General features: G+C 39.9%; 10 protein-coding genes. 5 read left to right on the top strand and 5 right to left on the bottom strand.

Going from position 1 to position 11921, the window contains the following annotated elements; all coding sequences use genetic code 11:
• Positions 1-327 precede the first annotated feature (327 nt).
• Both QNM18_RS11825 and QNM18_RS11830 read right to left on the bottom strand, forming a co-directional pair.
• Complete coding sequence (locus QNM18_RS11825; RefSeq protein ID WP_284137339.1) at positions 328-1341, bottom strand: phospholipase D family protein; 1014 nt, start codon at positions 1339-1341, stop codon at positions 328-330.
• 343 nt (positions 1342-1684) lie between these two features.
• The gene (locus QNM18_RS11830; RefSeq protein ID WP_284137340.1) at positions 1685-1861 is read right to left on the bottom strand and encodes a hypothetical protein; all 177 of its coding nucleotides are present in this window, start codon (positions 1859-1861) and stop codon (positions 1685-1687) included.
• A 211-nt stretch (positions 1862-2072) separates the two neighbouring features.
• Here QNM18_RS11830 and QNM18_RS11835 point away from each other — a divergent pair, with 211 nt between their 5' ends.
• Together QNM18_RS11835 and QNM18_RS11840 are read left to right on the top strand one after the other, a co-directional pair.
• Complete coding sequence (locus QNM18_RS11835) at positions 2073-2765, top strand: hypothetical protein (protein ID WP_284137341.1); 693 nt, start codon at positions 2073-2075, stop codon at positions 2763-2765.
• A gap of 106 nt (positions 2766-2871) precedes the next feature.
• Positions 2872-3588: a transposase gene (locus tag QNM18_RS11840; RefSeq protein ID WP_284137342.1), complete on the top strand. Its 717-nt coding sequence runs from the start codon at positions 2872-2874 to the stop codon at positions 3586-3588.
• Between the two features lie 16 nt (positions 3589-3604).
• Here QNM18_RS11840 and QNM18_RS11845 read toward each other — a convergent pair whose 3' ends face one another.
• From QNM18_RS11845 to speD, 3 genes are all read right to left on the bottom strand, one after another.
• Positions 3605-5398, bottom strand: a complete 1794-nt coding sequence (locus QNM18_RS11845) for an ABC transporter ATP-binding protein (protein ID WP_284137343.1) — start codon at positions 5396-5398, stop codon at positions 3605-3607.
• Between the two features lie 146 nt (positions 5399-5544).
• Complete coding sequence (gene speE, locus QNM18_RS11850) at positions 5545-6504, bottom strand: polyamine aminopropyltransferase (protein ID WP_211011379.1); 960 nt, start codon at positions 6502-6504, stop codon at positions 5545-5547.
• Positions 6505-6524: 20 nt separating this feature from the next.
• The gene (gene speD / locus QNM18_RS11855; protein WP_284137344.1) at positions 6525-6962 is read right to left on the bottom strand and encodes an adenosylmethionine decarboxylase; all 438 of its coding nucleotides are present in this window, start codon (positions 6960-6962) and stop codon (positions 6525-6527) included.
• 560 nt (positions 6963-7522) lie between these two features.
• On the opposite strand from speD, the gene QNM18_RS11860 reads away from it, so the two are divergent.
• From QNM18_RS11860 to QNM18_RS11870, 3 genes are all read left to right on the top strand, one after another.
• Entirely contained in the window at positions 7523-7909 is a 387-nt protein-coding gene (locus QNM18_RS11860; RefSeq protein ID WP_211011377.1) for a hypothetical protein, read from the top strand.
• 425 nt (positions 7910-8334) lie between these two features.
• Entirely contained in the window at positions 8335-10209 is a 1875-nt protein-coding gene (locus tag QNM18_RS11865; RefSeq protein ID WP_284137345.1) for a S8 family serine peptidase, read from the top strand.
• Positions 10210-10421: 212 nt separating this feature from the next.
• On the top strand, positions 10422-11849 hold the full coding sequence (locus tag QNM18_RS11870; RefSeq protein ID WP_284137346.1) for an MBL fold metallo-hydrolase: 1428 nt from the start codon (positions 10422-10424) through the stop codon (positions 11847-11849).
• Positions 11850-11921 lie beyond the last annotated feature (72 nt).

Here is an 11921-nt window from a genome sequence, read left to right on the forward strand (position 1 = left end):
TGAGCAATAAGCGCACCAAATATAAAGTCATTATATTTCAGTGTGTTGGTGTTCAGTGAAACACGGGCGTTGTTCTCAGCTACTAATTTTTAGTGATTTTAATGAATAAGTGGTGTGAATTAGCATGGTCATAATCAATGGGGTCAGAGTCGTTGATTCATGAAATAGAAAGCGATCCACTCGCACAATTGACATCTAGGTAAACACATGGGCTTTGTACTTCGTAAAAAGAGTTAGAGACCTCTTTTTTTACCTTGTACAAAAGTAGTTTTACACGGTCAGGTTCTTCGAATTTGTGTGCACTGTTTTATTTCGGGAACACGATGATTACTTTTGTAAGCTATGCTCAAAGTGAACCATAACTTTGTCTCTCAAACTGCCGTATTTATCAGCGCTGATATCAAGAAATGTAGGCTGAACGGCTTGATCTGGTATGTCTATTTCGAATCTATCATCTTTAGGCGTTAGCCATCTGACAGGTATTTTCCATTCATTTGTTGATGTAGACTTTTTAAGTGCTTGTTCGGGCGGAACTTTGCTGGCCCTTTCTAGGGCTTCTCCTATTGCTATGACTCCGGTTTTTTTGGCGTAAAGAAAAATAATATCGCCAGGTACCACTCTTTTCATGTGGTCTACATATCTATAGCTCTCCCATGCAATCACATGCTCACTGGCAAGCATTAATTCCTCATCAAAATAACTGCCATCATTATTTCGAGCGCTGTACTTTCGGTTACTATTACAAATAAAAAAGTTAGATTTTTTATACTTTTGATGTACAAAATTTATTTTTCTATAATTGATTTCCAATAGATTGTAGTCGTTTTTGATTTTCTTTATTTCTAGCGCTGTTTTCAGATGTTTATTTTGGAAGTTAATCAAGTCTTCAAGCATGTCACCTGTCAGTGGCGTGGCTGTACTCCATAAACTCGCGTACCACTTAACTAATTCAGAAACTTGAGGGGAGTCACTACTTACACCTATTTCGATATTGTTTTCCATTGCGTTGCGAGTGAAGTTTGCGGAAGTAATAACAAACGTATTATGGTCAAATATATACACTTTAGGGTGAAAGTGGTTATTGTCTGGGTCCAATAATCGAATTTCAATACCTTGTTTAAATAACAAAGAAATAGCGTCCAGACTTACTGAGCCACTTAAAATATCATTTGCGGATATTGAAGTGAGGAGTCGAACTTTTACATCTCCTTTTTGTTTAAGTAGTGCTGCCTCAGTTAAGTATGCTGTTGCAATATCAATACTTTTTTTAGAACTAGAAATAAGGCTCTGCAGTTTTTGCTTATGTTTTCTCTCAGTGCCATCTTCAATTAAAATATCCATAGCCTCTTTCTAGTTCCTTGTTTTGTAATTGCTTTATGGCAATGTATCAAAGTTGAAATATAAAGTAACGTTCAATCAAAGAGGAAAGTAAAAAGTCTATGTCTGTTGTCAATCAAGAGTTTGTTGGCGTGATAAAAGGGCTGGGGCTAAATAATCAATGGCTCCGACCCCATTGATTTGACAGATCTATTCACCATCAATCCTTCAGCTTTTGTTGCGGCTTCTATGTGATAGCACAGGATCTGTCTCTGTGCTGTAAGAGCATCACTGTTTAAGTCTAAAAGTATTAACTGCTGCGCAGGAGTTGAGGATATTGCAGATACAATAATAGGTAGGGCTGTGTTTAAATTTGGTTTGAACCTTCGCTCTGAGCAGCTAAAGGTTGGTTTTTAAGTTTTAGGAACACTTCGTTTAATGTACTGCCTATTGCACCCTTATTATGCAAATTATGCTGAACAACTACGAATGCTGTAGTGTTTTCTAAAGTCGATTTTGATGCACTTATTTTTAGTTTATTCATAATGTAAATTGATTGCTTATCATATAAGGTTGTGTGGCACTTAAAGGGGGGTAGAAATTTTTAAACGATGTTATTGTGTAAAAATAATCGCATTACTTATACACGAACGGTTTTCTTCTTGTGAGTATGCTACTTTTCAGCTATTTTCTTACACTAATATTTTGTAGATTCAGCTAATTATTCATACATGGCTTTCAAGGATTGGAGCACAATGATGGAAATTAATCGAAAAAACATCGTTAATAGTCAGCAAGCGCCTACCCGAGGTGCACAGTCTTCACTGAAACAACAATTAAAAGAATCACAGTTACAACCTGAAGTACCTTTAACTTCGGAAAAAGTGACTTTGCAAACACATGTTGGTGTGAGTAAAGAGGATATTAAAACGGCCGAAGACGAGGCAAAAAGAGTTACCCTTGCATATGTTGACGCAATAGAAAAGGTGCAAAAAGCATTGAAAACAAGCCTGAGTGAATTCGAGAGGTTTAAAACAGTGCAAACAGACAAAAATCCCAATTTGGATTTGCGTGATTTGGATTTGTATCAAGACAAAAAAGGAAATTTAAAACTGAGCAGTGGCAAGCTTTCTGCTGCTCAGGTAAATAACTTAGAAACAGTTTTGTCGGGTAACAAGAAATTGAAAGACGCATTTACTCAACTGCACAGCGGAATTGTTGAGGGCTTAAAGCTTAGAAATTCATACCAGTATGCAGATTTGAATGCATCATCTTTAAATGGGTCAATTAGGTTAAATGAACTGACTGAACAGTACGGTAAACAATTCCACCCTGAAGGTTTTGGACAAGAATATAAAACACTCTCTGAGCGCTTAGATGTTGATGTTGGGTTATTTGGCCACTTTTTGTCTGAAGCAATGAACCCGACAATTCGCACGTTTGCATAGATGACGTTTAAAATCAAAGGGATCAGAGAACACTGATCTTTTTATAAATTTTGAATAAAAGTAATGCATTTGCAATAGCCACAAAAGCTAAAGGATTAGTGATAATATGGCGAGACTACCACGATTGAACCTACCTCATATACCGCAGCATGTTGTTCAGCGAGGCAACAACCGACAAGCGACTTTTTTTGATACAAAAGACTATGCGGTTTATTTAGACAAGCTGAAACACTACGCTAAAGAGTATGGAGTGAAAATTCATGCTTATGTTTTGATGACGAATCATGTTCACTTGCTGCTGACTCAAACAACGGCGAATGGTACGAGCAAGCTAATGCAGTCTTTAGGGCGCTACTATGTTCGATATTTTAATACTACTTACCAGAGAACGGGTACTCTATGGGAAGGGCGTTATAAGTCGACGTTAGTGGATACTGAGCGGTACTTTTTGCTTGTGAGTCGCTATATTGAATTGAACCCAATTAGGGCCGGTATTGTGTCGGACCCGGCGAAGTATATCTGGTCAAGTTATCACCACAATGCATTGGGCAAACGTATTTGCTTACTGACAGAGCATGATGTGTATTTAGCTCTGGGTTTATCTTCTCATAAAAGGCAAGCAAACTACCGAGCTTTGTTTGCTCGAGAGATCCCGGCAGCAATGCTCACAGAAATTCACACAGCGACAAACAAAATGTGGGTGCTAGGCAGTAAGCAGTTTAAACAACAGATTGAAACGTTATCGGGTAGACGATCGACTCCTATACCTCGCGGAGGTGATAGGAGGTCAGAAAGTTACAAAAAGCAAAAAGACGACCATTGACTCTGACCCCATTGATTTACTCTACCATGTTGATGATATCAGCTGGTTTTGTGTCTCTGATGATTTTACCGTCCTTGATTTCAATAATGCGATCCATCATGGTGAGGACATCATAAGAGTGGGCGATTGAAATGACGGTTTTCCCCTTCATGAGCACTTTGAGGGTTTCGATAAACTCAGCTTTTAAAGCCGGATCAAGCGCACTGGTTGCTTCATCGAGAAGGAGTATTTTTTTATTTCTCAATATTGCTCTGGCAAATGCCAAACGTTGACGTTGGCCGCCAGATAGTTGCCCACCATTTTCCCCGATAAAAGCAGCCAAGCCTCGACGACCTCGCGCATCTTGATAGCTGTCTACAAAATTGAGGGCGTTGGCCATTTTCAGTGCATGCCTTACCGATGCCTTGCTCATGTTATTCAAGCCAAAAGCGACGTTTTCAAAAATACTCTGATTAAAAAGGCCAATATCTTGATTTAAAAAACTTATTTCACTACAGATGCTCTCGGTTGAATAGTCTTCGATATTTTTACCATCAATATAAATGGCTCCTTGTTCAATTTCATCAATACCAGAGAGCATATTGAGTAGTGAAGACTTACCAGAACCTGAAGGGCCGATGATCCCGACTTTTTCTCCAGCTTTTATTTTTAAAGAGAAGTCAGTGAATAATGGTGCTTTGTTTTCATAGGCAAACTCAACATTTTTAAACGTGATTTTGCCTCTTGCTGCATTGAAGTTTCCCTCCTCTTCGACGAGCTCTACTTCTTCAAGAAACTCATTGATCAGCTCTCTGCCGACGGTCACTTGACCCCAAGAAACAAAAAAGGCGTCAAATTCATCTTGGCACCATTCGGATAGGGATATAACCCGATAGACTAACGCCAGAACCATGGAAAACTCGCCGATTGAGAGCGCGCTTTCCATCCATAGCTTTAAGCACAAACCTCCTGCCCCAACAAGTAATAAACCGTTGAGTAAACCAATCACCGAGGCAAAACTTGAAAACACTCGGTATTCCTTAGCGACGACTCTGCGATGTCGAGAGGCCCATCTTTCAGCAAATTTTTGTTCGTATTCTTTATTAGATAACATTTTCACAGTTCGAATACGCGCGAAACGTTCAGTGAATTTACCGGTAATCTCGGCGCAACTCTCTGCTTCTAGGCGATTAGTGGTTTTGGCTTTGGGGATCCATTGCCCTATCAGCAATGCTAAGAACAGGCCTATCCAAATAAGGAATGGGACGGTGAGCCATCCATCAATATTGCCCACATAAAAAAGTAATGCGCCAATAAATGCCAAGATAAAGCCCGCGAAACCACAAAACTGTAAAACCACATCAATGATGGCTTCGGACGTATCGACAATCACAATGGCTGTAGCCCCCGGATCGTCCTCTTCGTGGTAGCTCGCCGGTGTGCCAATTAATGTACGGTATAGCTTAATGATGGTGTTTTTTTGTAAGTTTGGACCGAGTAATTGATGAAAAACAAGATTCTTAATCAGGGTAATAGCCGGAATAACAACGGCAATCGCAATAGCAATGAAGATTAAATCATGCCCTTTGTCGTTGAGTTGTGATTGATTGCCTACATTATCCAACCAATCGACTAACGAGCCTAAAAAATCATAGGTCACAATTTGTAAAATCCCGCCGAATAAGGCAATCACGAATGCGATAGCTATCCAACTGGAAAACTCTTTTGAGCACTGCTGAATAAATAAAAGATTGTGTTTAGCTTGGTATAACTGGCTGTCAAAAGAGTCTTTTTGGCCTATTTTTTCAAATCGTTTATATAATGACTTCATCGCTTTATGTTGTATCTATATGTATCAAACAGAGTTCAAGAAAGTGAATTGCGCTTGGATCTAATAAGCCACTGGCACGGTACCAACCTCCATATCAGTGACTTTTTTAAATATGCTTATGCCCAAATGGCATATTGAATACGCGACTATTTATCGTAGCTGTTATTTGATGTTTCTGGCGTGTAATCGTCCCAATCACCGGCTTCAGGCATCGACAGAGTGTCCACGTTTTCGCATTTCACAGCTTGATCTACATGTTCTCGCATGTCTTTTGACAAGAAAAAAGCACCAAAGTGTGCCTCAGGTGAGTAGTATTTAGTTTGAATATCCGCTGTAGTAACACGCGATTCTAGCGTTTCTAATGGCAGCGTATTAATGCTGCCATTTCGAGTAGCCCAAATAAATGCGTGGGAGCCACCAAAATAGTCATAGCAGCCGCCCATGTATATGCCAGCAGGATTGTTAAATGCTTGAGTTAAACGCGACACCATGGACTGCATCATGTAAGGTTCGAAATAAGGCGTACCACCTTGTGCAACTAAAATACCTTCAGCCTTTAACGCGGTTAAGCAATTAGCAAAAAATGACTGAGTGAATAAGGTTTCTGATGCACCGCCATCCGGATCGGCGGCATCTAGAATGATCAGATCAAAACAATCGTTGTATTGGGAGATAATGTCAGCACCATCGCCAATGCGCAGCTCGAATCTTGGATCATCAAAGGCGCCATTGTTTATTTCGGGTAAAAATTTACGGCTCAATTGGATAATTTGCTCATCAATATCCACCATGACTACTTTTTCAACACTGCGGTGTTTTAGTACTTCACGTGCACTGCCACCGTCACCACCTCCGACAATGAGCACGTTTTTAACATGGTTATGAAAAATAATAGGCACGTGAGCCATCATTTCGTGATAGATGTGTTCGCCTTTTGTCGTCACCTGAATGCCATCGTCGATGCGCATTACTTTACCAAGGTGGCGGGTCTCAAAAATACTGACGTCTTGAAATTCTGTTTCCACACTTACCAAATCTTTTTCTGAACGAAGTGCAATGTGAATACCACTTGTCATTTGCTCATAATGCCAATTAATTTTAGTCATGTGCTGAATACTCCGTTTTATTATGCGGTTATTGAGGTTGCTTGTAATTTGTTGTGCAAAAGTGGTTGGAACTCCCCCAAGCGGCTGATGGAGCCGCCTCTAGTGAGGTCATTGATTACCATTTTACCCGGTTGAAAATACTGCTCTATCACGGGCAGGCACAGCTGGGGTTGTGCATCACCACACATAAAAATGTCCATGGCTGCAAAGTTGTACTCCGGCCATGTGTGAATAGAAATATGACTCTCAGCCAAAATAATCATGCCAGATACACCACCGTTCATTTCAAATGGATGCACATGGGTTTTCAGGATTGTGGCGTTTGCAGCGTTGGCGCAGTCAATCATCATGTCCTCGATGTTTTGCTCGCCCATTAAATTTGAGGCGTCGAATATATCGACAATAATGTGTTGACCCAAAGGGTAAACTAGCTGTGGATCTGCTGAGGCTATATTCATTTTTTTACTCAATGTGCTGTTTTAGATACGCTCTGGGGGTACCGCCCTTTTTAAGACTTTTATAGTGAAGTCGGGCAACACGTAACAACCAGATATTTAGATACTGGAAAAGCCATTAAAATAAATCTTTTCTGACCACAGGTATTCCAGCATTGAAATGTGCAATGATTGTGGACAAGTGCAAAGTGTAGAAAAATGCTCTTTTGGACGGTAAGAGACAGTCTTTTTATCTTATTTGGTATGTAAGATTAAAAATGGTGATTATTAAAATTCGAGAGCGTTTTTTTAATTTTGTTGTTATTTATATTAATTAACTTAATTTCAATAGTTTCCCTTTTGTTTTGTAAGTTGTTGTATTTTAGGTTGTGTTTAATTTTATTTTTGTAGGATTGTTTAGTTAATTTATTTATTGTTTTTTTTGGTTTTTTATTTTTCTTTTTTATGGTTGTATTTAAATTTTAACGTTGTTATGTTCCTTAAGTAGGGGCGTTTGGTTTTTTTATTCCCCTTAATTTTAAGGGGTTAGTAACTTAAATATATGTATAAAGGAATAATATACAATGAAAGTAATAACTAAATTTTTAGGCGCATCTGTTTTAGCATTGGGCATGTCTGCAAACCTTGCATCTGCTGCTGAGGTTACAATTTCTGAGCAAAATTATGGCTCTGTCACTATTGATACCGCTGAAATTGTAGTCAATCACAGTCAGTCAGGCACTTTTTCTATGAATGTGAGTGCAAATCATTTATCCGTCACTGCAACAGATAGCAATGGTCGTCAATTCAGATGTTTCATGAGTAATGTTGTAACCTATGACGAGCCGGATACACTTGAAAAAGTGGTAAATATTGCTTCAGCTATTTCAGAGGGTGATAGAGTAAAAATTGAAATGCAAAGAGGGGTGTTACCTCAAAAGTGCTTTGTTACTAAAGTCTTAGATTTTTAATCTCTGATTATCAATGGGGTCAGAGTCGTTGATCCCATTTTTAATATACAGTGACGACCTGTTCATATGAACCCTCAAAGGAATCTATCGCGGGTACTACTTATTAGCCTGAGCCATTGTGAATTTCGGTGAAGATGATCATACAACTCAATTACATCGCGTTTCTTATAGTCAATTAAACTGTCTTATTTCAATCCCATTTTTCTATTCTCAGTCGTTTTAAACCTTGGTTCAACGATGACCTTGCTGTTATTCCCTCTCAACTTTCAATGATTATCAACTTTTCTTCAAACTGACTTTTTAGCGAGCTACAGGCCGTATAGAACACGACCTTGTTAAAATTAAGAGAATAAAGTGTGTATTTTTATTGACAAGTCAAAAGTCGGAATGCTAGAAATAAATTGAACCCATAAAAGGAACTTGTTATGAAAATAAAAAAACAATATCTTGCAGGTCTGGTTTCTGCGCTACTTTCAGTCAATGTATCGGCGACAACAGATCGGGATTATGAGCACCGCTGGCTTGATCCAAATGGTGATCCCATGTTGGCACTGCAGTGGAATCTGCTTAATTCAGGTGCCATAAGCAATACGCAGTCGGGTATCGATTTGAATTTGTGGCAAACGCATATTTGGGGTCATAAAGGTCAAGACGTGCTTGTCGCTGTGATTGATTCTGGCGTTGATTTGGGTCATGCGGATCTGGCAGCCAATGTCATTGATGATCCAAAAATAGATGCACGGCCGCCATTTCGTGGCGATCATGGCACCATGGTCGCGGGGATTATTGCAGCTGCTCAAAACAATATAGGTGTTCGGGGTGTTGCACCACTTGCGCAAATTGCCGCATTTACCAATTATGGTGGAACATTTGACAGCCATGAGCAGTGGAGAGTAAGTCACGGCTTTGATGGTAATCAATTTGATAACACAACGGCTGATAGAATTCGTGTATTCAATAAAAGTTATGGCATGAGCCCATCCGTTAGCTTGCCGTATACCTTCTCTAAAACAGTCAAAGATGCTCAAGGTAATGATGTGCTGCTCTTTAGTCAGCCAGAGCAGGAAAAAGTCTACGAGACAGTGACTTTGTCGACTAAAGAAGATCCTCGCACAGCTGTTTATGTGCAGGCTGCTGGTAACTCTTATCTTAATTCTCGCATTCATTATTTCACAGAGCAGGGTCTGTCGTTCTATGGTTATAGCTTTCCTGTCGGAGATAATCATGGTTTGCCTTGGACCAATGGCAACTCACTCTATACGCCAGCTAACTTTTGGAACCTCGCGGTGAGCGCGCTAAGTGCAGATGGCGTGCTATCTAGTTATTCAACAGTGGGTAGTAACGTATTCCTGACCGCGCCTGGCGGGTTAGACAGAGGAACACCCGGACATGCCACTACCCGTATTTCATGTGATTGGATCATTGAGCATGTTGATGCAAGTTTTGACTGCTCTCAATATGATGACTTTACAGTAAGAATGAATGGTACGTCATCTGCTGCGCCAAACACATCGGGTGCTATTGCGCTGTTGCTATCAGCGGCAGAGCAGCAAAATCATGACCTTACTCCGCGTGATATTCGTCACTTGTTAGCGCGCACTGCAACCAAGGTTGATCCAACCCGAGCAGATATTCAGGTCAATGGCATCACAGGCCTCGAGGGCTGGTCAACCAATGCGGCGGGGCATACTTTTTCTCCTTACTATGGATTTGGTTTATTGGATGTGGATAAAGCGACAGAGTTAGTGCGTCGCTATGCCATTGAAGACTTGCCATCAGAATTGGTTAAAACCCCTTGGTATGGTTTGGGTAGTAAGGTAAATGCGACGATCCACGATGATGCATCGCGTACTACAACTGCGTCAATTCAAGTTGATGATGACTTGTTTATTGAAGGTGTTCAGATCCGCCTAAATGCCAAACATACTCGTATTTCTGATATAAAAGTGGAACTAGAGTCACCAAGTGGTACACGTAGTATTGTTATGTCACCATTTAATAATTTAATTGGTCAGCACCTCAATTTACCAGAGCAGTCCCCTGGTAGTGCCGATGGTTATAACGATCATTTGATGCTGAGCTATAAATTCTGGGATGAAAAGGCGAATGCAGGTACAGGGGAGTGGAAAATCCACATTACAGATATGAGCAATGAGCCTATGTCCTTTGGGACGTTTGATTTTGTTGCGGGCCAACAAGTACAGTCTGTCGAGAATAATGTAAAGCCTGGCACTTTAGACAGCTGGTCAATTCGGATTTTGGGACATAAAAATAAAGTGACCAAGAAAAAGGCGCTTTAACTTGCTTTAACCTGCTAGCTAAGCCGTGAGTTTAGCTAGCGATTCACACTTGTGGGGGCTGAGTTACGGCGCCCATTATTACGTTCACTGTTCGTAAACTTTTGTAAATTCTTAAGCTTAGCGTTTTACATTGCTGGCATTTCATCACATTAATAAGACATCTACTTTGTTGCAGTTATGTCCACCTCTTTGTGAAATAAAAGGAGCGTCACGTGTATTTACGGTTTAGTCTAATTGTCTTAATGGTTTGGTTTGCGCAACCAGTCTGTGCTAAAAGCGCTGAAATAGTGATCAATGAAATAAAGACGAAGTACAAAAACACACTTTCAATTGATGCGTTTTCTTTACGGTATCACTTCTTGAATAATGTTTATAGAAGTCAAAACTATTGGGATATGCAAACACCCAACCGGCATATGTCTATTAGATCAATCGATGTCGATATGGTCAATAAACACTTTTATGACAATGATATCTTGTACTTTGCTGGAGGCAGACTATATGACAGAGTGCAGTTTCAAAATGACACGCATAGCTACTTTTACGAAAAAAATGCGTCAACCATAGGGAAAGGAGTGCTCTCAAGGGGCATGGACAATTTCGATCGTGCCTTACCTTATACACTGAGCAATGTAGACTTTTTGACTATCAGACCACTGTTGCGTGAAAGCGACATAAAGAAGCACATAAAAGTAACTTATGACAATGAAACCAACACGTTTTTGATCGCACATCAAGACGCCAGTCAAAAGACGGTTAAATATATATTTGATGCCACAACACTGCGCTTGAAATCTCTTGATCAAGGAGCGGGAGGCGGTCGCTTTGAATATAATAATGTGCAAACTATCAATGGCTTTACGTTAGCGACTGAAGTAAATAAATACTACACAGGTGACTCTTCACCGACCTATATTAGCTTTAACGCGGATTTTTATGCGATAGATAAAATCGACTCCGATAAACTCAAGCTGCCTGCGGGGTATGGGCCTGTCATTAAAGCCGGGGATGGGGTGAGGCAAGCGACGAAAATTGCTGAGAATTTGTATGTTGTAACTGATTCTTCAGCGCGGCATAACAGTGTGTTTCAAGTGAATGGAGATGAGATCACCCTATTTGGTGCAAGTCCAAGTGAACGTGTTGCCAAGCAGACTCTGAGTTTAATCGAGCAGCAATTTCCCACCAAGCGTATCACTTCTGCTTTTATTACTCATCCTCACTTAGGCCAAATTAGAGGATTGAAAGTACTGGTTGAGCAGGGGATCGAGATATTAGCAGATGCATATAGTATTTCTGCTATCAAAGCATATGGCCCATTTGCGCAGCATATTGACCATTTTAAGTTTAAACAAATAGAGCATGAACAGGTCATTCAAGGAGCGCAATTTTATATTTTGGAGAATATGTCAGCAAAGCGTCAGGGCTTTGTATATTTCAAAGATGCGCAGATTATTTTCCAATCAGGTTTTATGCACATCCCATTTGATAATACGATTGCTACAGTCATTCCCAATTATACCCGCGCATTTATTCATTTTATTCGCGAAAATGACCTTGTTTTCAAACGTATTGTCGGGAACTTTAACAATAATAATATCTCAGTAGAAGTCGTAGATAAAACTTATGAAGCGAAGATGTAAGTGAGCCGAATAAAGTTTACACCTTTAAATAATATAAACTGTGTAAGAGGATAAGCTTAAAGTGGTGGTCAC

The sequence above is a fragment of the Pseudoalteromonas obscura genome (assembly GCF_030135505.1).
In the GTDB taxonomy this organism is placed as follows: domain Bacteria; phylum Pseudomonadota; class Gammaproteobacteria; order Enterobacterales; family Alteromonadaceae; genus Pseudoalteromonas; species Pseudoalteromonas obscura.